The organism is Lewinellaceae bacterium, assembly GCA_020636135.1.
In the GTDB taxonomy this organism is placed as follows: domain Bacteria; phylum Bacteroidota; class Bacteroidia; order Chitinophagales; family Saprospiraceae; genus JAGQXC01.
Genome location: JACJYK010000001.1, coordinates 2,504,390 through 2,525,846, shown reverse-complemented (window position 1 = coordinate 2,525,846; position 21,457 = coordinate 2,504,390). Strand labels below are relative to the sequence as shown.

Sequence of the window (21,457 nt, the reverse complement as noted above, 5' to 3'; positions counted from 1 at the left end):
TCAGCAATTTCAATACTGTCCGGATAAAGGACCATTGCTAGTGGTGATAACTGGGAATAAGGAAGTCACTACCAATTCATATCTTCTTCAGCCGTCGAATTTTCATTGGTATCATCCATGTTGTTTTCGGAGTCTTCTTCGTACTGATGATCGAATTCATCGTAATCGTAATCTGGCATCAAGGAGGTCTTTACATGCTGTATAGTATCCTCAAGTGCCGCCAAAAAACGGTTAAAATCTTCTTTGTACAGGAAAATTTTATGCCGCTCGTAGCCTCCATCGTTGAATTTTTTAGTACTCTCGGTAAGCGTAATGTAGAAATCCTCACCTTTGGTTTTCCGTACATCAAAAAAATAAGTTCTTCTTCTTCCAGCTCTTACTTTTGTCGAGTATACGCTTTCAAATCTTCGTCCTGACCTTTCGTTATCCACGGTGTTCCATTTTGATTAGCAATCATTTGTTAACAAAATTAAAAATTCTGTGGATATGTCCTAATTCACTGCAATTTAATTTGTTCTTCTTCCAGTCTTTGTTGTTCCACCATTTTGAAATAATAACCCTGACGGGAATACAGCGTATCATGGTTTCCATATTCCACGACCCGGCCTTTGTCCAGCACGAGGATGTGATCGAAGTTGGTAATACCGGTAACCCGGTGGGTTACCATGATGACAGTCTTCCGGGAGAGCCCGGATTGCAGGTGGTCGAGTATCTGTCTTTCTGTTTTGGTATCTACGGCAGACAGGCAGTCATCCAGAACCACGATCTTGGGGTCCTTGATGAGGGCCCGGGCGATGGAAATGCGTTGTTTTTGACCGCCTGATAAAGTAACACCCCGTTCACCAACCATGGAATTGTAGCGATTGGGGAGTGAATCAATCTCTTCACGGACCGAGGCGTATTCGGAATAACGATCCAGGACTTCCTCCGGAGGATTGGCATCGAGACCAAAACTGATATTATCGGCAATGGTGTCCGAAAAAAGGAATACATCCTGAGGTACGTAGGCAATATTCTTCCGGATATCTTCCAGCCGCAGTTCGCGCAGGTCGCTTCCATCCAGCTTAATACTTCCTTCCGTTACGTCATACATTCTCAGTAGCAAATCACAGATGGTACTCTTGCCTGATCCGGTCCTTCCTAAAATGGCCAGCTTTTCGCCGGGCTTAAGCCGGAAAGTCACTTTTTTCAGGGCATCTACACCGGTGTCCGGATAGACAAATGATACCTGGTCAAACTGGACTTCACCACTTAACCGGTGCGGGCCAACTTCAGGGTTTTTAATGGTTGATTCGGTATCGAGAAATTCATTGAGCCGTTTTTGTGAAGCCTCGGCTTGTTGTACGATGGATGCGATCCAACCGATGGCGGTAACCGGCCAGGTGAGCATATTGATGTAAATGACAAATTCTGCGATATTACCTGCCGTGATCAGGCCTTGATTGACTTTGATTCCTCCAATGTAGATGGACAGGACAGATGAAATGCCAATGAAAAAAATGATGATTGGGAAAAACAACGCATCAACGGTGACCATTTGCATACTCTTCTCCTGATAGTCCCGGCATTCCTGATCAAAGTATTTAACCAGAAATTTCTCCTGGACATAGGATTTGACCACCCGTATTCCGGAATACATCTCCTGGGCTATACTATTCAATCTTGATAGTTGCCGCTGGATGACTTCGGACTTCCGGTTGATGATGTTGCTGATGTAATAAATCGAAACAGACAAGAAGGGGAGCGGAGCCAGGGTGTAGATTGTCAGCTCGAGGTTGACTTTAACCATGCTGCCGACAACCAGCACAAAAAGCGTCACCAGGTTCATGGCATATAGTATCCCTGGGCCCAGATACATCCGTACTTTTGACACATCTTCCGTGATCCTGGCCATCAGATCACCGGTCTTATTCCTGCGGAAAAAGGCCTGGTCCAGGGTCTGGTAATGCAGATAGATGTCCTTGCGGATGTCGTATTCGATCAACCGGGACATGACAATAATGGTCTGCCGCATCCAATACATGAAGAATCCCATCAGGATGGCAAACAGAATAACCAACAGGCCAAAAATCAATAACCCGGTTCCAATGGATTTGTACAATTCCGATTGATGTACAAAGCCCTGTTGCATCCGGTAAAGACTGATATTTTGAACCACCAGGTCCAGAGCCTGGCGCACCATCTGCGGTTGAAGGACATTGAAATAATTGGACAGGGCGACAAACAGAAATCCCAGTAGAAATTTCCATTTGTATCGTAAAATATAATGATTTAGTGCAGCCAGGTTCTTCACCATACGTGAATTCTCATTGCAATGATACATCAAATATCCATTACTAACAGGAAATGCTGGTGGGGGTTGAGCTGCACAACCGATACCGGTGAAAATTATTTTTCAGGGCCTAGATCAGCTTCCTACACCAGAGGTGATCGGGGGAGCGGTTTGTTTTACCTGAAAATAGGGCATCACCCGGTTCAGATAAGAACTATCGAAGGCATGGATATTGAGCAGGTCTTCGATGAACAAATACCTTCCATGTTGCTGCCTGTACCGGACTATTAATTTGGCATCTTTCCAGGTAAGGTAAGGATGGTTGGCCAGGGTAGGTATATCCACGTCGTTCAGATCGATGAATCGCATGATGGGTGATTCCTGCAGATAAGGCAGGATCTTGCGGAATGTGGAATCCGGCAACTGCCAGGTCTCCTGCACCTGGTCCTTACTGTAAAACCCACCCAGTCTCTCCCGGAATTCAATGATCTTACTGGCATAATACGGGCCTATCCCGGGAAGGCTTTCCCAGTCCAACGCTTCCGATCGATTGATGTCAACCGGAAGGATTTTTCGCGGTGTAATTTTATTTACTGATGCACCTGTAAATGTGGAAGGCGGATGAGCCACGGATTTGATCCCGGAACTGTGTGTTATTTTATCGGTCGATGAGGTTAAAGAAGTATCGCTATGACTACCTGCCAGGGCATCCGGATCCCGGTTGTTTTCATCCTTGTTTTCAATGTACTCTTTTCCATGTTCCGGTTTGCTGTTCTCTGGTCTTAGGATGATGGTTTTTGGGAATTGCTGGCCATCGAACCCGGCGGCCGCATCCAGTGAATCGTAGTATGCTTTTGCAGTTTCAACCAGGGCAAGCATTTCCTTTTCTCGTAACGGACGGATTTGGTGATTGAAATGATACCACGCCATAGCTGCAAGAGCCACAGCCGTCAGAATCAATCCTGCCGTCCGGTCCCGCTGATGCCGGGTGAATGTTGGTTTGATAGGTTTTATTCGATCCATTGATAACCTTCTTTATGGAGCCTTTCAGGACAGAAAACATCAAGTTGATCTCTTTTATGGCTGCAGGCCTGTTCCCTGACAGATGAAAAGAAGATGGCCTGCGAAAGAGTGGTAGCAGCCATGGTATGAACCAGATTTTCCGTTGCATAGGTGTGACCGTTGAACAAAACCAGGTCCCGGTATTTCCATATTTCATGGTTTTGAAACTGATCCGGAAGCAGGACCCGGACCTTATTATATGCCTGATGGAATTCCGCTTCACTTCCCTCCTCAGCGGATTTTGCATTTTCTGATGAAGTTCTTCGCAGAACCCAGTCGTAGCAATAGGGGGAGTCCGAAAAATGGACGATAACTCTTCCATCAAGGTATTCAGCCATAACTTTTGGTTGTGCCTCAAAGCTGAGGTAAGCGGTGATCGCAGCCATTAGCAGGAATCCGGTTGTGGTAGCAGGATAACGTGGCTGGTACAATATGGAATAGAGGAATAACAACAATACAGCAGTAAGTGGGATTAGCGCAATACCTGGTATATGAAACGGGCCTAAGTAGGAAGCTGGCAGTTGCTGGAAAAAATTCAGACTCTTGTAAAGCCACCCAGTCAGCAGGTCGACTCCTTTCCATCCCCAGACATTGATCCAGGGAATCAAGGCACCCAGCAGGAGCGTCCCAAAACTTCCGGTCAGGATTAGACCGGTCAAAGGCACAGCAAATAGGGAGGTCAGAACGAAGTAAGAAGGAAAGTAGTGAAATTGGAATAAAAGAATTGGCAGAATCAGGGCCTGTGCGGCAATGGAAACACTCGTTAAACCCCAGAGATAACGAATAACGGCAGACCGGCCTTTTACAAGGCGCATGAGTCGTGGATAAAACAACAAGATCCCGCCCACAGCAAGAAAGGATAGCTCAAATCCGGTATTCCATAACAACAGAGGATCAAAAAGGAGGAATCCGACTGCAATGACTGTGAGTAACGTCAGGGTTGAGATTTCCCGGAAAAACATCCTGCCTATTTGCAAAAGGGATAATAAAAAGGCTGTTCGTAGGATTGGTGGCTGAAGCCCGGTGAGGAAAGCGTACACCCAGAGTCCTGTGATGGCTAAGGCAACCGGAACCATGCCGCGGTAGCCTAACGACAATCCGGCAAGACGAAAAATCCACAACAAAAAAACGTAAAGGATTCCAGCGTGAAGGCCGGAAATAGCCAGGACATGTGCAGTTCCGGATTCCCTGAATACCTGTTTCACCGAAGGATCCAGGACTGATTTATTTCCCAAAATCATTGCTTCAAGAATCTGATTGCTTGGAGCACTTACCCCCAGATGAATCCTCTCTGCCAGCAGTTGATTGAATTGCATTGCCCATGCATGCAACTTTGAAGTATGAAGCAAGGTAATCTGGGAGGTATCCCGGATCCACATGATGTGATTGATCCCCTGCATTTCACGTATCGCGAACCAATTCACCGGTTCAAAGGAGGCGCTGGGAGATTGCCTTTGTAGGCTGCCCTGACAGGTGATCAAGCTCGACAGGGGAAGAACCTTATTGCCGGGCACATAAATTTGTAATAGATCGTTGCAGCGTACAGGCTCCATTCCTTCCATTAGCACTGATTGGCTTCTGATGACAAGAAACTGTCCGTTCGACGTTTCATTTCGCTGGACAACTTTTCCGGTTATCCGTACAGCACTTGGTGGGTCAAACCGGTCCAGGCCAGGCATTCTGGCCGCATCCTCCAATAACCAGTAGCCACTACTCAGGGCTGTAATAGCCAGGGCCCCCCAAAACAGCCGGTCAAAAACAGGCTGTTCCCTGGCCAGAATGGAGAGAACAGCCAGGACTCCCAAGCTGCACAAAAAATAGGATTGGGGTACGGTGACTGAAGAAGGCAACAGTTTCGTCAGCAGGGCTCCTAGTAAAAAAGGAAGCGTAAAGAGAAGGATCGGATATCTGGGTTTTGCTGGCATCGGGACAGTGAATTGGAGCGTGTGCTATTCACGTCAAATCTAAAGCCCACGTTTAAGCAGATCGTAGAAAAGGCAGCATTACATACATATGAATTTATTGCATATCAATAATTTTAAGGCTTTCATCATTCGGCGCCATGATATTTGAATAAATTTCACGCTTCCGGCTTTTTGATTTTAGATCGGAACTGAAAATTATCGTGTGGTTTTTAATATCTTAAAGGCACTAAAAATCAGTTTCGAATGAGAACAGTATGGATAATTATCTTACTGATACTCTATTTCCTGTTGGGATATTACATGTGTTCCATGCAGCAGGAATGTTGTCCCAGTGAGATTTCGACAACTCAGGGCACTGAAAAGATTATCAATGAGGCTCCTGAGAAGCCGGTGGTAACTACTCCAGCATTCACCGCGGAAACAGGCCCGATATTATTCCGTTTCAACAGTGATGATCCCATTCTGGGAGCAGGTTATGAACGGTTGCGGGACTCACTCCTCTCCAGCATGCAGGCAGACCAGAAGTTGCGTATTACCGGACAATATTTTGCGGATGAAACCAACAATTCCAGTTATGAAAACCTCGGTATCGCCAGGGCTCATGCCATTAAGATGAAATTATGGCCAGGAGAAAGTGATGATAAATTTCAGTTTGCCAGTGAGTTGGTCTCTGACCGGGAAGGGATCCGTGATAATCCATTCCGGAGTGCCCGGTTTGATTACGCTGTTTTCAAAGAGACCGTCAAGGAAATAGATAACAAAGCCATCGTCTATTTCCCTTACAACTCAACGCGCCGGATAGACGATCCGGATATCGAAAAATACCTCCGGGATATGGCTGACCGGCTAGCAAAAACGACTGAGAAAGTGGTCATAACGGGACACACCTGTGACCTGGGCCCCGAAGCCAGTAATTACCACTTAGGAATGTGGCGGGCAGAGGTCGTACGAGATTATCTGACTAAATTAGGTGTGGACCCAGGCCGGATCACAGTGGCAAGTAAAGGCGAAAATGATCCGATGGTTCCTAATACCAGCGCAGAAAATCGTAAAAAGAATCGTCGTGCAGAAATTGAATTGATTAAATAAAACCTAAAATCAACGGACTATGTTTTTTCTGATTTCACTCTGTTCCGTCCCCTGGTGGTTGATGTGGTTACTACCTTTTTTAATTGGCCTCCTGTTGGGATGGTTACTCTGGGGCAGATTCCAGGGATTGTTGAAGCAAGCCGAAGAGGAACTGGCTGCTTGTCGGAAAAAATCCAAACAACTGGAAGAAGACCTGGCTGAATGCCGGAAAGCATATAAATCTCTGGAAAATGAGAATGCTACACTACGCGGCCGTATCCGTGAAATGGAGGCTGCGGCGGCGTCGAAACCTAAAGCAGGAGCCCCGGTTGCCTCTGCAGCCGTAGGTGGCGCCGTGAGCTCTCTGGCCGGAGGTGAAGTGCTGCGGGGCTCGGCAAATATGTATGCAGCATTAAAAGAAGACAACTTACAGGTGGTCGAGGGAATTGGACCCAAAATGGATGAAGTGCTGAAAAGTAATGGAATAAAGACCTGGTCAGCACTTGCCGCACAAACGCCCGAAGGACTGCGTGCTCTACTGGATAAATCTGGGACCAGGTATCAGATTATTGATCCGACGACCTGGCCAGACCAGGCAGCTCTGGCAAGTAAGGGAGAATGGCCCCGGTTAATAGACATGCAGAAAGCACTTGATACGGGTAGGGATACAAATACAGGACCTACCGACTCAAAAGTGGAGAAACTTTTAATTAAAATGGGATTGCTCCGCAAGTTTGCCAAAGACGACCTGAAGCTGGTCGAAGGCATCGGGCCTAAGATTGAAGGGCTGCTCCATGATGCCGGTGTCAAAACCTGGGAAGCATTGGCTGCCACCTCCGTGGAGAAAATCCAGCAAATCCTGGATGCAGCTGGTGACCGCTACAAACTGGCCGATCCGGGCACCTGGCCCAAACAGGCGAGATTGGCTCACGAAGGCAAATGGCAGGAATTGGATGACTACCAGCACTTCCTCCAGGGCGGCAAGGAAACTTGATATTTAACTTGCTCTAACCTAAATAAATGAAGCCACCTTTCACGGTGGCTTTTTTTATTTCCATGACATGAAATTTTCTGGTTAAGCCCTAATTTTGCGGCGACAAATGATGATCATTAAAAAACAATATTATGCATCCCGTATCTGAGATCATTCGAAAAAGAAGAGCTGTTTTCGAAGGAGCATTTACCGGTGGAGAGATCCCACAGGCAATCCTGAATGAAATATTGGAAAATGCCAATTGGGCGCCTACCCATAAACTGACTGAGCCGTGGCGCTTCATCCTATACAGTGGAGAGGCGCGTCAGGAGCTTTCTGAAATTGTAGGCGGAGCATTCAAGAAATTTACCCCAGAAGATGCATTCTCCGAAATCAAATGGCGTAAAATTGCCCAAAAGCCATTACAGGCATCTGCAACCATCGTCCTGCTGATGCAACGCGATCCTAAGGCTTCCTTACCCGAGTGGGAGGAAGAGGCTGCCGTAGCTTGCGCGATACAGAACATGTGGTTGACTTGTGCCGCCTATCACATCGGCGCGTATTGGTCTTCACCTGGTTTTTTAGTCAATCATGGCAGGGAGTTATTTGATCTGCCTGAAGGCCAGTCCTTATTGGGTTTGTTGTATATGGGAACCGTCGCCGATGATTACTGGCCTACCGGAGAACGCGGTGATTGGCAGGATAAAGTAGTATTCCGGAGGTAGTTGTCGACTCTGCTGAACTCATTTATTTGGCGATGGTTATAATAGAATAACCAGTCCATTTCATTGGAACTGGATTGTTCATCCTATTAACGCTTAGCCAATGCATCATTATGATACCTTAGTAGCGGCCCTGGAGGATGTGCGCAAGCGGGGCTTTTCAGTTGACTTTAAGTTGCACTATGAGGAATTGTTCTGTCATGGTAACCAAAGCATCTATGACCCTTCCCACTTTGAAATTGTAGAAGTGCATCGTTTCGAAGGTATGAGCAGTACCGACGATAACTCCATATTATATCTTATCGAAACCGATGACGGGATGAAAGGCACACTGGTTGATGCCTATGGTGTATATGGTGATGCGCTTTCTCCTGAAATGATAGATAAGATGCGGGTAAACTATTTATGAGCCTAGTGCGACTATTGGATGGGGCGGTAGGAACCTTGCTTGAACAACGCGGCTATCCCGGTCATCCGGTCTTATGGACTGCCGAGGCGGCCATGACACATCCGGACATGCTCAGGGACATTCATCTCGCTTATTTGGATGCGGGAGCTGATATCATCACTGCGCATACCTTTCGTACCACAGCCTATGCCTACCATAAGGCGGGACGAAGCGATCAGGAAGCCCACCAGGCTTTGGACACAGCAGTGTCTATCGCTAAACAATGCATTGTTCAGAGTGAAAGAAAGGTAATCCTGGCGGGATCGCTGGCGCCGGTTGAGGACTGCTATCGTCCGGATCTGGTACCGGATGATAACGCTTTGCTGAAGTCACATCAGCTTCAGATCCAATGGTTGAAGGCGAGCGGGGCAGACCTGATACTTGCGGAAACCATCAATACCTTACAGGAAGCTGAAGTGATCTTATCGTGCTGTATAAAGGCAAATATTCCGGCGTGGATAAGCCTGTTGCCCGGACCGGATTCATCATTTAATGAGGAGGAAATGCTCCATGAAGCCATAGTTAAGCTGTGGAATCTGGGGGCTTCCATGGTCCTTTTGAATTGCCGGCCTCATACAGAAATGAATGACTGGTTGAAAGTGTTCAGCGATGCCGGTAAACCCTGGGGGATCTATGCCAATGGTCCGGGAGCGCCTGATCCTGCCTGCGGGTGGGACAATCATGATCAGGAAGGAATTGAAGGTTTTGTGCGATCCGCCATGTATTGGATTAGTCAGGGAGCTTCCGTTGTGGGTGGTTGTTGCGGTTCTACACCGGAAATGATCCGGGCGATCCGTCAAAACCTGCACATCAATAATACTCAAGAGGAATTTTGAATATAAAGGTAAGGTTTGCTCCATATTGAACTTTGGGCCTGACTACAAAGTCTGGGGTATAGAAAGTCGCATATCCCTGTAGTCCCATCCGGAAATTCGGTGTTAACAAAAACTCATAACCAGAGCCGATTTCACCTCCGTAATAGACCTGCCTGTTTACTGCGGCGAATAGATCCAGTCCCAGTATTTGCTGCTCAGTGGTCTTTTCCTTCAGGATGGAAACCTGCGGTGCCAGATAAAATCCTTTTGGCTCGGTATTGAAGTACCATTGTATTCCCGTTTGAGCGTGGAGGATGCTTCCGTGAAATCTGGACTTGCTACCTTTCTGGTAACCAAAATCGATGGTCCAGAGGACATTTTCCTTTTTACGGGAAACCGGCAACTGAAATACCGGGGAGGCTCCGTAATAATTAAACCGGGTGTCGATCAGTGCCGGATAACTTGATCCGCCAATCTTTCCACCGGCATAAACCTTGCGTTGCCCGAACGCCAGAACTGCCAGAAAAAGAAATAGCATCGTCAGAATGGCATTAAGCCGAAAGCCCTGCTTCATGGTTTCTCAAAATTCTTCGGACAAAGATATAGGATTATTGTTTCTGTTCCTCCGGTACATTGAGTCGCTTCACCATCTTAAAATTGGTTAAGGTGGCCGCTCCAATCACCACCTGTTGCATTTGCAATACCTCATATCCGTTTTGTTCAAACAGGGGTTTGGCAGTCAGGCTTACATCCACCTGGATTTCACGAACATTAATTTCAGACAATACTTCTTCAGCGATGGCCAGTAGGCGGCTTCCGATTCCCTGACGCTGATGATCCCTGCTTACATACAAAAGGTCAATGTATCCGATTGATTTCCAGGTGATAACTCCGGCCAGCGAGTCCCGATCGACCGCTACCCACACCGATTGTTCGATCAGTCGATTTTTCATCCGTCCCGGATTGGAAATTCTGCTGACCCATTCCCTGACCTGCTCAGGTAGATAATCTTGACTATTAATGTGCTTAATAGTTAATGTACAAAGATCTATAATGGCTGGCCATTCGGTATCCAGGGCAGTCCGGTATGTGATCATTCCAAGAGCGTTATTGATGTTTTTGGGTGGAAATTAGCCGGTTGCGGTATCCTTCCAGCCAGGTTAAATTTTTATTGAGCATTTCGCTCAGTATCTGGGTGTTTGAAGCACTTAATTGATGCAATTTATCCAGCATCGCTGCTTCCTTTATCGCCCATTCTGCTTGAAACCTGTCCTTGGCCAGGTCGTAATCCGCCTGTAATGCATCCCTGGCCTGAAATTTCTTTTCTTTAAAAAAAGATTGTTCTTCCTGACCACTCAAAGCCTCAAACTGAATCAGAAAGACATGTTCCAGACTATCCAGAGCGGATGATTTTTTTCGTAAAAAGGTTGATTTTCTAAGTTCTCCCTGTTCTCGGAATTGGTTGATTTCCAATTCCAGCTGTTGTTCCAGCTGTACAATGCAGGAATTCATCTGTTCATTCCATTGCTCGAGATATTGCTGCTGTTCTGCTTCATTCAGCCCCATCCAAGCCGGATAGGAAAGTGTATCTGGCAAGACGAATGGCTTACTTTGAGCTTGCAATGAGCCGGACCAGAATAGTGCCGGAATAATTACAAATGCCCACTTAAGGACAATCGGGTGCATATTCACCACTCGTGGTACGAAAATATCTTCTTCCATTTAAAAAGATTTTATCGCCATCGCTGGTTAATTGATATTGCTGAACTTCTCCGCCATTGAAGGTAAGGACCAGCAGCGGAACTCCGGTGGGGGCTTCGATTGTCCAGGTGCCGGCACCGTTATCATTTCCTCCTGCATATCCACTGACACCTGCACCTCCTACACCCACGGATGAATTACTGGCGAACTTGAAATAGCCTTGTGAGCAGAGATCGATACGGGCATCACTACTGTAACCTCCGCCTATGCCTCCATCGTAGGAACTGCCGGATGTGTAAGATTCCATATAGGTTAGTCTGGTACCCTGAAGCAGGCTTTTCCATTGTTCAACGATCGGACCGGTTTTAGGAGCGCTGAAGACAAGACTTTTACGTAACCTGCGCAAGGTGTTCTCTAGTTCTGATTGATAAACGGACTTGTTGGCTATGGCCATGAGCAGGACGCCGGCTCCCTTGGTATTCAAAACACCGATGGCATATGCTTTGGCTGGCTCCCATTGTAATGTGCCTTCGTAATGCGCTTCTACTGCCTGATTGTCCAACAGGCCTGGAGTTCCCGCTAACAATAGTTGCGTCCCTGCGTCGGCCTGTAGTCCGGTTTTTGCTTCTTCCTTAAGTTCTTCAATGGTGCGGTAAGTATGGGTATTCATTATGATGACGCCCGGGATCGTCTGATGCCCGATGATCATTCCATCATTGGTTTCCTGTCCGACCCAGCCATCCGGGATGGTAAAAGAAATGCCAAGGTTAGGGTAGTCCTGGCGACCTGATTTTTGGGCGGAACCAGTGGTGAGGGTGTGCATCAGCATCAGGAGCGGAAGAAGCCATGAAAATATTGGTCGTACGATCATATTTACGGTTTGATTTGATATTAAGTTACCCCTTTTGAAGCACTGAATCCAGTTTTTTTACCTCAGGACCGAAAAGGACACCAGAGCAGGATCCTCGGGCTGTGTTATGATTTCAACGTGCGTGACTCTTGCAAGAGGTGGTCCGGTTCGGCACCAATCTTCAAAAGCCAGCAATGCATCAGCAGGCCCCTGCACAAAAGCTTCAACCTCGCCACCTATAAGATTGTGTACAAAACCGGTCAGTCCTAAGGAGTCAGCCTGCTGTTTTGCAGAAGCCCGAAACCAGACACCCTGTACTTTGCCACTGATGATATATCGTTTTGCTGCCATTACCTGTGTTCATTTTCCATTTCCTCTTCCTCCTCGTTACCCATCTCCCGCCAGCCAAGAGCCGCGACTTGCTCTTTAAAGAAATCTGCGATTCGGCTACGCTGATCTGATGTCAACCGGGCCGCAGGATGCAGCCAGGTATAAGATTTTAATGGCATCTCTGCTTGTTCGACGACTTCGATGCATTCATCAAGCGTGTGGTCCTTTCGTTTATCCATGTAGGTGTTCCAGATCGAAAAATTGAGGTGTTCGCGACCTTCCCGGACATGATGATGCAGGATGAAGGATACCGGAGCTATCCGTGCATACCAGGGATAATTGGTTTCATTGGAATGGCAATCATAGCACGCGGTCTTCACTAGTGTCTGCATTTCCTGGGATACCATCCTCGAATAGAGTAAGTCCTCTCCCGTATTTAGCGGGGGATTCGTTCTGTCAACCGGTATCAACTGCAGCACCATCAGGAGTGTTAGCAGACCCAAGCCTGCCTTTCTCCATCGCTTCGATTTGTTCATAGGCGCGAAATTAAGAAAAACCGTCGTGGCTTCCAGGCTCTGATTACCTGGCACCTGTCGGCTGTTGAGGTGGCCGGATCAATTCCTTGAACCTAATGGTATGCGATCCGTTCTTATGCAAGGTGAAAGGAAAGGTACAGTGGGTATCTTTCATTTTCTTCATATTTGCATTGGCAATGGAAAAAACAAAAAAATCGAAAGTAACCAGAGAACAGATCAAAGAGCTGGTCTATTTCGCACGATTCATTAAGCCCTATACTACTCAGTTTGTCCTGGGACTGGTATTGCTTTTTTTCTCTTCCGTTATCGTGATGGCCTTTCCTTACCTGGCGGGAGAATTGGCAGATATTGCTACCGGCAAGTCGAAATTACATCTCACCCTGGATCAGGTGGGAGGCATCTTATTGCTCATTTTGGTATTACAGGGTGTCGTGTCCTATGTCCGGGTAATCCTGTTCACCATTTTCAGCGAAAAAAGCATGGCCGATGTCCGGGTGGCGCTTTATCAGAAACTGATCACCCTGCCGGTGGTCTTTTACGACAAGAACCGCGTGGGAGAATTGATCAGCCGCATTACGGCGGATGTGGATCAATTGCAGCAGGTTTTGTCTGTCACGATGGCAGAATTTATCCGGCAGATCCTCATATTGATTGTAGGCATTACCCTGTTGCTGGTGTCATCGCCACGTCTTTCATTGCTGATGCTGGCTACATTCCCGTTGATTGTAATTGCTGCCTTTTTCTTCGGTCGTTTTATCCGGAGATTATCAAAAGAGCGGCAGGAGAAGCTGGCTGCAACCAATACGGTCGTTGATGAGACCCTGCAAACAATCCACACCGTCAAGTCATTCACCAATGAATGGTTTGAGTTTGGTCGTTACCGGGATAAGATCCAGGAGGTTGTTCAGACGGCTTTGCATCTGGCCAAATACCGGGCCTCTTTCGGCAGTTTTGTGATAGTGGTTCTCTTTGGAGGGATCTTTTTTTTGTTGTGGTTTGGAGCACGTATGGTCCAGGATGGTTCGATGACGGTCGGACAGCTGGTAGCCTTCATTGCTTATACCATGTTTATTGGAGGAGCAATAGGAAGTTTAGGTAACTTTTATACCACGATCATTTCTGCCGTCGGCGGCACCGAGAGGATCCGTGAGATCCTGAATCATGATGTGGAGGTATCCACCCAACGGAATACGAAACGCCCACCTGTAGTGGGTAATATCCGGTTCGAGGAGGTTGAATTCAGCTATCCGACCCGTTCGGATGTACCGGTACTCAAGGGAATTAATATGGAGATAGCTGCCGGTCATAAAATTGCCCTGGTCGGAACGAGTGGGGCGGGAAAGTCAACGATCGCCCAATTGCTGCTACGTTTTTATGAGCCGACCGGTGGAGCCATCTTGCTCGACGATCAGCGCATTTCCGGGATGCCGCTGGAATCTTATCGCTCCATTCTTGGGCTGGTACCACAGGAGGTTATCCTCTTTGGAGGCACTATCCGCGAGAACATTTTATATGGTAATCCTGATGCAACTGAAGACCAGTTGATCGAAGCGGCCAGACAGGCCAATGCCTGGGAGTTCATCAAGTCATTCCCGGATGGCCTGGAAACCAGGGTGGGGGAACGGGGGATCAAACTTTCCGGAGGACAACGACAACGGATTGCGATCGCCAGAGCCATCTTACGTGATCCTAAAATTTTGATCCTGGACGAGGCTACGTCATCGCTCGATGCCGAATCAGAGCGGGTTGTACAGGAGGCATTGGATAATCTGATGCAGGGCAGAACCTCGGTGATCATCGCGCACCGTCTGGCCACCATAAAGGAAGTGGATTGTATCTACGTCATTGAACACGGCAAGGTCATCGAAAAAGGCACTCATGAAGAGCTGGCCGCTATTCCGGATGGAGCTTATTCCAGCTTTGCCAAATTACAATTTGATACAAGCGAATGATCTGGGAAACGGATAAATCTCTACGCGAACTCAACACGTTCGGTGTCCAGGCAAAATCGGCCTTTTTCGCCCAGATTACAGATCTGGCCACCCTCGAAAGTGCGGTCCGTGAACAGCCTGCACCCTTTTTTATCCTCGGTGGAGGAAGCAATATTTTATTCACTGATGACCTGCCTGCAGCTGTATTGTCCAACCAGATCCAGGGTATTGATATCCTTCAGGAAAATGATGATGAGGCCCGTTTGGCGGTGGGCGCTGGTATGCGCTGGCATGACCTGGTCATGTGGTCGGTAGAGCGAGGCTATGGAGGGCTTGAAAATCTGGCATTGATACCCGGCCAGGTGGGGGCAGCTCCAATTCAAAACATTGGCGCATACGGTGTGGAGGTCGGATCAGTCATCGAGGCTGTTGATGCCTATGATCTGGAAAAAGGTGAAGTGCTTCGGTTCCCGGCCTCAGTCTGTGAATTCGGATACCGGACCAGCATTTTTAAAACGACCTACCGCAATAAGCTTTTCATTCTCCGGGTTTATTTCCGGTTATTGCGTCATCCGGTTTTGCACCTGGATTATGGTGCTATTCGGGACGAATTGAAGGCCATGGATGTTAAGGTCCCGGATGTGCGGGAGGTGAGTAATGCAATCATCCGCATCCGGCAAAGCAAACTGCCCGACCCGGCGAAAATAGGTAACGCTGGTAGTTTTTTTAAAAACCCAACGGTTTCTCTGGATGCGTACGAAGCATTTTTAAATCGTCATCCGGATATTCCCGGATACCCGGCGGAAACGGACCGGATTAAGATACCCGCCGCCTGGTTTATTGATCATCTGGGCTGGAAAGGCTATCGCATGGGTGATGCAGGTGTCCATGAAAAGCATGCCCTGGTCCTCGTGAACTACGGCGATGCCTCCGGACAGGATATCGTCCAACTGGCTATAGCGATTCAACGTTCCGTAGAAGAGGCATTTGGTATAAGCCTTGAACCGGAAGTGAATATTGTCGGTTGATCAGGCCTGTGCAGTAGGCGTATTGAAGTTCATCGGCGGAATCTGAGGTTCCGGCTCATCGATGACCCCAAACTGGGCTTCGTATTTTTTGATATTGTCCTTTAGTGCTTTGAGCATACGTTTTGCATGTTCCGGAGTGACGATGATCCTAGCTTTAACTTTGGCTTTTGGAACATTGGGCATCAGCCGGATGAAGTCAATCACAAATTCAGCGTGGGAATGTGAAATGATGGCAAGATTTGAATAGGTGCCTTCAGCAATCTCTTCAGGTAACTCGATGTTAACCTGGTTCTTATTTTCTGACATATTGAGTTCATTTGCCCGATAAAGATAGTTCAATGGGACTAAATGGTCAGAATCTTGTGGATTATATCAAGTTTTTTGTTCTAACCCTTGATTATTACAGGGAAATAGGTAGATTTACTTACCAATCTGGAATTCCTCCACAGGAATTCATCTACGAAAAGTATTTCCTTCTTATTCCAACCACACAAGTTTGTATCCGAATTTGTCCCGATGTTAGGACATATTGAAATAGATCGTATTGGAAAAGAATTAATGTATTACACTTATTTGTAATATATGTTTGAAATACTATATTTGTTAACCAATTAAAAAGTCCTATGGCAGTAACTCTACATCGTAAACCTGTTTCACCTCACCAAAAACAATCGCCGAAGCGAGTCTCCCTGGACAATACATTGTTGTACCTGGTTGGAGCAATCGGCCTGATTGGTTCCATTTATCTGGTCTCGACATCAAGTCGCACGACGGCTTACACACAGCAAAAAATGCATACCCAATCCGGTATGATCGTAAGTCAGAAGCAACTGATAACTCCAGTAAAAGAAGAAGTGAAGTTACCTGAAAGTGCAGCGGATACCGTAAAGTGATTTACCCGTTGCATTGGTTCACACATCTCATGAGTGGTTTGTAAGCGCTAACCTACTAGCCCCCCGCTTTTTTACCCCCAATATGCTGTTTTGCCAATTCCGAGCGTTTAAGGATTAACTGTCCCGGATCTTGCCTTGAGGTGATCCTGGAATAATGATAATTTTCAATGGACTGTTGAACCAATTCTGCATTTTATGTATTATTACAACATGTTCAATTGTGTAATATGATCAGGATCAAAGACCTTATTGAACGATCTGCCTTTGGTGTTTGCGCATCCATCGGCGAGCGGTTTGGCATTGCTACCTCACGTATCCGGATTTATTTTATTTACGCCTCCCTATTGACCCTGGGCAGCCCTTTGATTTTTTATCTGGTTGCAGCATTCTGGTTGAATGTGAAGAATTACATCCGCAGAAATTACAACCTGCTGCTTGATTAACTTCTCCTCCTGATAAGTTCTTTTCACAGACCCAACGGGTCTGCTGGACAGCATTTTACATATGTTAAAGTTGTCCTACGGAAATGTTAACCTGAAAAAGTTGAGATGTCTAACCAACTTTTTTGACTTACTTTCCATCTATACAACAAGAACTTCAGGCAACCCATGTCCACTCTATGAGGTATGCCTGCAACAAATTCATCCATGAAACTGAACAAGCTATTATTACCCATTCTCCTCCTGGGTGCCGTTATTGCCGCTATTGTACTATTTTCCGGCTCGAAAAAAGAGGAACAAATCAAGGAAATTTTCACTGAGGTTACCGAAGGCCCTTTTTCAGTACAGGTATTAGCTACCGGTGAAATCAAAGCCAAACGTTCTGAAGTGATTCGGGGACCTGCTGCCATGCAGCGGGTAGGTGTTTATCAAACCACCATTCAGAATATTATCCCGGAGGGAACGGTCGTTGGCAAGGGTGAATTCGTAGCTCAGCTGGACCGCACCCCACTGGCTTCTCAGTTAAATGATGCACAGGCGGAGATCGATAAGATCAATACACAACTTGAGCAGGCCATCATCGATACGACCATTGACCTGCGAAACATCCGGGACCAGATCAAGGACCTGGAGTTCTCGATTCAGGAAAAACAACTGCAGCTTGAACTGAACAAGTATGAGCCTGAAGCCATCCGCAGACAGAACGAGATTGATATGGAGAAAGCCGAGCGGGACCTTAATAAAACTTCCAACAATCTCAAACTGTCCAAAGAAAAGGCAGATGCCAAGATCCGGGAAATCCTGACAAATCTGAAACAGCAACAGTATAAGCAGGATCAACTGAACCTGGTGGCCAAAGATTTTACAATCACCGCCCCGACGGAAGGGATGGTCATTTATATCCGGAACTGGAACGGATCCAAGCAAGGACCCGGTTCACAGATTAACGCCTGGAACCCTCGTATTGCCGAACTTCCGGACTTATCGGAGATGATCGTTCAGGCATACGTCAATGAAGTGGATATCAATAAGATCGGTCTGGGAATGGATACGAAAATCACCGTGGATGCGCTGGCCAAGAAAGAATTTACCGGGCAGATCATCCAGGTTGCCAACATCGGAGAAAACTACCGTAACTACGATTCGAAAGTATTTGAAGTGTCGGTATTGATCAATGAATTTGATTCACTGCTAAGACCGGCAATGACCGCAGCCCTTGAGATCATCACCGACGAATTCGACAAGGTCACCTTTGTGCCGCTGGATGCCATCGTGCGGGACTCTCTGTCCTATGTGTTCGTTGATGATCACGCCGGCACGTATAAACAGGAGGTGGTTCTGGGTGATGCGAACGACAACGAAGTGATCGTCTGGTATGGGTTGAAACCGGGGACCCGCATCCTGATCAGTGTTCCGGAAGACGCTAACTCGTTTCCCGTTCACTACCTGGAGCCCAATGAAAAAGGTCAGGCGCTGAATACCCTGACCCAGGACCGGTTGGATCGTCAGAAAGCCAAGGATGCATTGCGGTCAAAAGTCAAGAACGTAGAAATTTCAGCGGATCAGTCCGGAGGAGGAGATTTTATCATATTCTAACAACTATCCATGGATCGGTTTCTATTCAATCTGGTATTGGCCATCGATGGCGTATTGATGAATAAGCTCCGGGCTTTCCTTACAGCACTGGGTATCATTTTCGGGGTGGCCGCAGTTATCGCGATGCTTGCCATCGGAGAAGGCGCTAAAGCTGCTATCCTCGACCAGCTTAAACTCATTGGTTCCAATTCCATCGTGGTTCAGATCAAGAAAGAAACGATCTCACAGGATGAAGCGGAAGAAGGTTCCGGAACGAGCTCGGATTCTCAAAAAGAAGGGAAAACGAAATGGAGTCCGGGACTGCGTGAATCCGATGTTGATGCCATCACAGCAGTAGTTCCCACTGTTGAAAAAATATCTCCGGAGGTCATCATGAGTAAAAAGCTACTGGCCAATAACCGTCAGGGAGATGTGCGCTGTGTAGGGATAACCGGAGACTTTTTTGACCTGAATAATATACCTATGGGAGCCGGCCATGACTTCGCCAGCTTTCATCATGAGTCAGGTGCACCGGTCTGTATCATTGGCCGGAATATTCAGAAAAACTATTTCCAGCAACGTGACCCGATCGGAGAAACGATCAAGGTAGGCAATACCTGGCTACGTATCATTGGAGTTTTGGAACGACGCATCACCCAGAAGGAAAATCTGGACAAGCTGGGCATACGCGATTATAATTCAGACGTTTATGTCCCATTGCATACGGCTTTGCTGCGGTTTGAGAACCGGGCTAAAATCACCAACCGGGATATTGGTGAGCGTGGCCAGAATCAGGAGGTGGACAGTTACCACCAATTGGACCGGTTGGTCGTCCGGGTGCATGATACACATCAGCTGCAGGCTACTGCGGATGTTATCTCCAGGTTGTTGAAAAGAAGACATCAGGGTCAGGTCGATTTTGAAATGGAGATCCCGGAACTATTGCTGCAGCAACAGCAGAAAACCCAGGAGACCTTTAACCTTGTCCTGGCCGTGATAGCAGGTATTTCCTTGTTGGTCGGTGGAATCGGTATCATGAACATTATGCTGGCCTCCGTATTGGAGCGGATCAAAGAGATCGGTGTGCGTAGATCGCTGGGTGCACAACGGATCGATATAGTCCTTCAGTTTTTGCTGGAAGCGATCCTGATCAGTCTGATTGGCGGACTGATCGGCATAGTCCTGGGCGTTGTTTCGGCAAGCCTGATCGCTAACTCCGCAAATATACCCACTGTGGTTTCAGGCTGGTCGGTGGCAGTGTCCTTTGGTGTGGCCTTTATTATCGGCCTGGTCTTTGGATTGATCCCGGCTCAGCGCGCGGCCATGCAGGACCCCATTAAAGCATTGCGAACCGATTGATATTACCATATAATTGTCATGTATGCGAGTTATTTATACCCTGGTTTTGGTGTGTGTGTTCTATTATTCCGATGCTCAGCAATCCGTGCGGTTGACCATGCAGCAGGTCATCGACCTCGCGCAGTCGGATGCACCGGATGTATTGCTGGCGGAAACCAGGTACTCCCAGGCATATTGGCTGTTTAAGTCCTATCGTGCCGATCTGAAACCACAGCTGAACTTGTTTGGCACGTTTCCCAGCCTTACCCGTGCAATTGAATCGGTGGTTCAGCCCAACGGAGCGGAACAATTCATTCAACGGGCGAATTTTTCCGGAAACCTGGGATTGACCTTACAACAGGCCATACCGCAAACGGGAGGACAAGTCTTTGCGTACACCAGTCTTCAGCGTTTTGACAACCTGCGTACGCCCAATATTGATCCCTATACCCAATATTTATCCAATCCCATCAGTATTCAGATCCAGCAACCCATATTTGGATACAATGATTGGAAATGGCGTAAACTGATCGAGCCTCTCCAGTTGAAAGAAGCGGAGAAATCCTATTCCGAGGATATGGAACAGATTGCCTACCAGGCCGTGCAGAATTATTTTGATCTGCTGGGGTCACAACTGGCGGTCCGGGCCGCAGAACAGGAAAAGGCGGCTGCGGATACTTTGTACCTGATCGGGCAGGGTAGGTTTGAGGTGGGCAAAATTGCAGAGACTGAGTTGCTCCAGCTCGAACTCCGGGTGATGAATGCGGATGCCTCCCTCAATCAGGCAGAGCTGGATATCAAAACGAAGACAGAAGTACTGCGCAATTTTTTGGGTATTCATGACGCCATCGATTTTGACCTGGTTCCACCGGATGAGATTCCGGAGTTTATCATCAACCAGGAAGAAGCGTTGCGGTACGCCACAGCCAATCGGAGCAAGATCGACGAATTTGAACGACGGCTTTTGCAGATGGAAAGCAATGTTGAAGAACAAAAGAAAGCCGGAGGTGTAAATCTCAACATGAACGGGCGTTTTGGTCTGACTCAAAATGGTCCCGTGATCGGTGATGTGTATACGGAATTGCTGGACCAGGAAATCTTTACCCTGGGAATTACCGTTCCCATCGCGGATTGGGGTAAGCGAAAATCCCGTATCGAAATAGCTAAAGCCCGGCAAAAACTGGAACAACAAAATGTTGCCCAGGAGCGCGTTAATTTTGAGCGTGATATCATCATCAAGGTCCAGCAACTCACCTTACTGCGGGAAGGGGTAAAGCGTGCACAGAAAGCCCTGGAAGCGGCTAATAAACGTTTTGACCTGACCGGCAAGCGCTATGTCATTGGCAAAGTGGATGTCACCGAGTTAAACCTGGCTAACAATGACCGGGAGAGCAACCGACAGGCCTATGTAAACGCTGTGCAGTCGTTCTGGACCGCCTATTACGAGATCAGGACCCTTACATTGTTTGACTTTATCAGCAATGAGCCCCTCATGCGGGACGTGATCGAAAATTAGGGTGATCTCCTAATCAATACGGCTACACGGACAA

23 protein-coding genes are annotated in these 21,457 nt (G+C 47.3%); 12 read left to right on the top strand and 11 right to left on the bottom strand.

What is annotated here, in order from left to right; all coding sequences use genetic code 11:
• Positions 1-68 precede the first annotated feature (68 nt).
• The 4 genes from H6570_09710 to H6570_09695 form a co-directional block, all read right to left on the bottom strand.
• A complete protein-coding gene (locus H6570_09710; protein MCB9319547.1) occupies positions 69-431 on the bottom strand; it encodes a DUF3276 family protein in 363 nt (120 codons plus the stop codon).
• Positions 432-496: 65 nt separating this feature from the next.
• Complete coding sequence (locus H6570_09705) at positions 497-2,293, bottom strand: ABC transporter ATP-binding protein (protein MCB9319546.1); 1,797 nt, start codon at positions 2,291-2,293, stop codon at positions 497-499.
• Positions 2,294-2,407: 114 nt separating this feature from the next.
• Positions 2,408-3,295 (bottom strand): helix-hairpin-helix domain-containing protein, encoded by an 888-nt coding sequence (locus H6570_09700; protein MCB9319545.1) that lies wholly within the window; start codon positions 3,293-3,295, stop codon positions 2,408-2,410.
• Positions 3,283-5,259 (bottom strand): ComEC/Rec2 family competence protein, encoded by a 1,977-nt coding sequence (locus tag H6570_09695; protein MCB9319544.1) that lies wholly within the window; start codon positions 5,257-5,259, stop codon positions 3,283-3,285. Before H6570_09695 ends, H6570_09700 begins: the two co-directional genes overlap by 13 nt.
• A 243-nt stretch (positions 5,260-5,502) precedes the next feature.
• Here H6570_09695 and H6570_09690 point away from each other — a divergent pair, with 243 nt between their 5' ends.
• The 5 genes from H6570_09690 to H6570_09670 all read left to right on the top strand — a co-directional run bounded on the left by H6570_09690 (position 5,503) and on the right by H6570_09670 (position 9,306).
• Positions 5,503-6,348 (top strand): OmpA family protein, encoded by an 846-nt coding sequence (locus H6570_09690; protein ID MCB9319543.1) that lies wholly within the window; start codon positions 5,503-5,505, stop codon positions 6,346-6,348.
• Positions 6,349-6,784: 436 nt separating this feature from the next.
• On the top strand, positions 6,785-7,321 hold the full coding sequence (locus H6570_09685; GenBank protein MCB9319542.1) for a hypothetical protein: 537 nt from the start codon (positions 6,785-6,787) through the stop codon (positions 7,319-7,321).
• 131 nt (positions 7,322-7,452) lie between these two features.
• Entirely contained in the window at positions 7,453-8,025 is a 573-nt protein-coding gene (locus H6570_09680; protein ID MCB9319541.1) for a nitroreductase, read from the top strand.
• 100 nt (positions 8,026-8,125) lie between these two features.
• Positions 8,126-8,431 carry a phosphoribosylpyrophosphate synthetase gene (locus tag H6570_09675; GenBank protein MCB9319540.1) on the top strand — a complete coding sequence of 102 codons (306 nt, stop codon included), beginning with the start codon at positions 8,126-8,128 and terminating at the stop codon, positions 8,429-8,431.
• A complete protein-coding gene (locus H6570_09670) occupies positions 8,428-9,306 on the top strand; it encodes a homocysteine S-methyltransferase family protein (GenBank protein MCB9319539.1) in 879 nt (292 codons plus the stop codon). Before H6570_09675 ends, H6570_09670 begins: the two co-directional genes overlap by 4 nt.
• Here the strand turns inward: H6570_09670 and H6570_09665 are convergent.
• From H6570_09665 to H6570_09640, 6 genes are read right to left on the bottom strand one after another with little or no spacing between them, the layout of a single operon-like run.
• Positions 9,281-9,859, bottom strand: coding sequence for a hypothetical protein (locus H6570_09665; GenBank protein ID MCB9319538.1), 579 nt, complete (start codon positions 9,857-9,859; stop codon positions 9,281-9,283). The genes H6570_09670 and H6570_09665 overlap by 26 nt on opposite strands.
• Positions 9,860-9,893: 34 nt before the next feature.
• On the bottom strand, positions 9,894-10,382 hold the full coding sequence (locus tag H6570_09660; GenBank protein MCB9319537.1) for a GNAT family N-acetyltransferase: 489 nt from the start codon (positions 10,380-10,382) through the stop codon (positions 9,894-9,896).
• Between the two features lie 10 nt (positions 10,383-10,392).
• Positions 10,393-11,007, bottom strand: coding sequence for a hypothetical protein (locus tag H6570_09655; GenBank protein MCB9319536.1), 615 nt, complete (start codon positions 11,005-11,007; stop codon positions 10,393-10,395).
• The gene (locus tag H6570_09650) at positions 10,952-11,857 is read right to left on the bottom strand and encodes a hypothetical protein (GenBank protein ID MCB9319535.1); all 906 of its coding nucleotides are present in this window, start codon (positions 11,855-11,857) and stop codon (positions 10,952-10,954) included. The genes H6570_09655 and H6570_09650 overlap by 56 nt, the downstream gene beginning before the upstream one ends.
• A gap of 57 nt (positions 11,858-11,914) precedes the next feature.
• Positions 11,915-12,187: an acylphosphatase gene (locus H6570_09645; GenBank protein ID MCB9319534.1), complete on the bottom strand. Its 273-nt coding sequence runs from the start codon at positions 12,185-12,187 to the stop codon at positions 11,915-11,917.
• On the bottom strand, positions 12,187-12,702 hold the full coding sequence (locus H6570_09640) for a heme-binding domain-containing protein (GenBank protein MCB9319533.1): 516 nt from the start codon (positions 12,700-12,702) through the stop codon (positions 12,187-12,189). Before H6570_09640 ends, H6570_09645 begins: the two co-directional genes overlap by 1 nt.
• 95 nt (positions 12,703-12,797) lie before the next feature.
• On the opposite strand from H6570_09640, the gene H6570_09635 reads away from it, so the two are divergent.
• Positions 12,798-14,654 carry an ATP-binding cassette domain-containing protein gene (locus H6570_09635; GenBank protein MCB9319532.1) on the top strand — a complete coding sequence of 619 codons (1,857 nt, stop codon included), beginning with the start codon at positions 12,798-12,800 and terminating at the stop codon, positions 14,652-14,654.
• Positions 14,651-15,661, top strand: a complete 1,011-nt coding sequence (gene murB, locus H6570_09630) for a UDP-N-acetylmuramate dehydrogenase (GenBank protein ID MCB9319531.1) — start codon at positions 14,651-14,653, stop codon at positions 15,659-15,661. Before H6570_09635 ends, murB begins: the two co-directional genes overlap by 4 nt.
• On the opposite strand, the gene H6570_09625 is transcribed toward murB, so the two are convergent.
• Positions 15,662-15,967, bottom strand: a complete 306-nt coding sequence (locus H6570_09625) for a DUF3467 domain-containing protein (GenBank protein ID MCB9319530.1) — start codon at positions 15,965-15,967, stop codon at positions 15,662-15,664.
• Between the two features lie 317 nt (positions 15,968-16,284).
• On the opposite strand from H6570_09625, the gene H6570_09620 reads away from it, so the two are divergent.
• The 5 genes from H6570_09620 to H6570_09600 all read left to right on the top strand — a co-directional run bounded on the left by H6570_09620 (position 16,285) and on the right by H6570_09600 (position 21,423).
• Complete coding sequence (locus tag H6570_09620) at positions 16,285-16,554, top strand: hypothetical protein (GenBank protein MCB9319529.1); 270 nt, start codon at positions 16,285-16,287, stop codon at positions 16,552-16,554.
• Between the two features lie 227 nt (positions 16,555-16,781).
• Positions 16,782-16,997, top strand: a complete 216-nt coding sequence (locus H6570_09615; GenBank protein MCB9319528.1) for a PspC domain-containing protein — start codon at positions 16,782-16,784, stop codon at positions 16,995-16,997.
• Between the two features lie 204 nt (positions 16,998-17,201).
• Positions 17,202-18,590 carry an efflux RND transporter periplasmic adaptor subunit gene (locus H6570_09610; protein ID MCB9319527.1) on the top strand — a complete coding sequence of 463 codons (1,389 nt, stop codon included), beginning with the start codon at positions 17,202-17,204 and terminating at the stop codon, positions 18,588-18,590.
• 9 nt (positions 18,591-18,599) lie between these two features.
• Positions 18,600-19,928: an ABC transporter permease gene (locus H6570_09605; GenBank protein ID MCB9319526.1), complete on the top strand. Its 1,329-nt coding sequence runs from the start codon at positions 18,600-18,602 to the stop codon at positions 19,926-19,928.
• Positions 19,929-19,950: 22 nt separating this feature from the next.
• Positions 19,951-21,423, top strand: a complete 1,473-nt coding sequence (locus tag H6570_09600) for a TolC family protein (protein ID MCB9319525.1) — start codon at positions 19,951-19,953, stop codon at positions 21,421-21,423.
• Positions 21,424-21,457: the final 34 nt, after the last annotated feature.

Bases quoted from the DNA above. Each gene is read 5' to 3' on its own strand.
- H6570_09645 (MCB9319534.1), bottom strand. From the start codon at position 12,187: ATGGCAGCAAAACGATATATCATCAGTGGCAAAGTACAGGGTGTCTGG.
- H6570_09655 (MCB9319536.1), bottom strand. From the start codon at position 11,007: ATGGAAGAAGATATTTTCGTACCACGAGTGGTGAATATGCACCCGATT.
- H6570_09660 (MCB9319537.1), bottom strand. From the start codon at position 10,382: ATGATCACATACCGGACTGCCCTGGATACCGAATGGCCAGCCATTATA.
- H6570_09695 (MCB9319544.1), bottom strand. From the start codon at position 5,259: ATGCCAGCAAAACCCAGATATCCGATCCTTCTCTTTACGCTTCCTTTT.
- H6570_09665 (MCB9319538.1), bottom strand. From the start codon at position 9,859: ATGAAGCAGGGCTTTCGGCTTAATGCCATTCTGACGATGCTATTTCTT.
- H6570_09610 (MCB9319527.1), top strand. From the start codon at position 17,202: ATGAAACTGAACAAGCTATTATTACCCATTCTCCTCCTGGGTGCCGTT.
- H6570_09600 (MCB9319525.1), top strand. From the start codon at position 19,951: ATGCGAGTTATTTATACCCTGGTTTTGGTGTGTGTGTTCTATTATTCC.
- H6570_09700 (MCB9319545.1), bottom strand. From the start codon at position 3,295: ATGGATCGAATAAAACCTATCAAACCAACATTCACCCGGCATCAGCGG.
- H6570_09615 (MCB9319528.1), top strand. From the start codon at position 16,782: ATGATCAGGATCAAAGACCTTATTGAACGATCTGCCTTTGGTGTTTGC.
- H6570_09670 (MCB9319539.1), top strand. From the start codon at position 8,428: ATGAGCCTAGTGCGACTATTGGATGGGGCGGTAGGAACCTTGCTTGAA.
- H6570_09675 (MCB9319540.1), top strand. From the start codon at position 8,126: ATGCATCATTATGATACCTTAGTAGCGGCCCTGGAGGATGTGCGCAAG.
- H6570_09685 (MCB9319542.1), top strand. From the start codon at position 6,785: ATGGATGAAGTGCTGAAAAGTAATGGAATAAAGACCTGGTCAGCACTT.
- H6570_09620 (MCB9319529.1), top strand. From the start codon at position 16,285: ATGGCAGTAACTCTACATCGTAAACCTGTTTCACCTCACCAAAAACAA.
- H6570_09635 (MCB9319532.1), top strand. From the start codon at position 12,798: ATGGTATGCGATCCGTTCTTATGCAAGGTGAAAGGAAAGGTACAGTGG.
- H6570_09640 (MCB9319533.1), bottom strand. From the start codon at position 12,702: ATGAACAAATCGAAGCGATGGAGAAAGGCAGGCTTGGGTCTGCTAACA.
- H6570_09690 (MCB9319543.1), top strand. From the start codon at position 5,503: ATGAGAACAGTATGGATAATTATCTTACTGATACTCTATTTCCTGTTG.
- H6570_09650 (MCB9319535.1), bottom strand. From the start codon at position 11,857: ATGATCGTACGACCAATATTTTCATGGCTTCTTCCGCTCCTGATGCTG.
- H6570_09605 (MCB9319526.1), top strand. From the start codon at position 18,600: ATGGATCGGTTTCTATTCAATCTGGTATTGGCCATCGATGGCGTATTG.
- H6570_09680 (MCB9319541.1), top strand. From the start codon at position 7,453: ATGCATCCCGTATCTGAGATCATTCGAAAAAGAAGAGCTGTTTTCGAA.
- H6570_09625 (MCB9319530.1), bottom strand. From the start codon at position 15,967: ATGTCAGAAAATAAGAACCAGGTTAACATCGAGTTACCTGAAGAGATT.
- murB (MCB9319531.1), top strand. From the start codon at position 14,651: ATGATCTGGGAAACGGATAAATCTCTACGCGAACTCAACACGTTCGGT.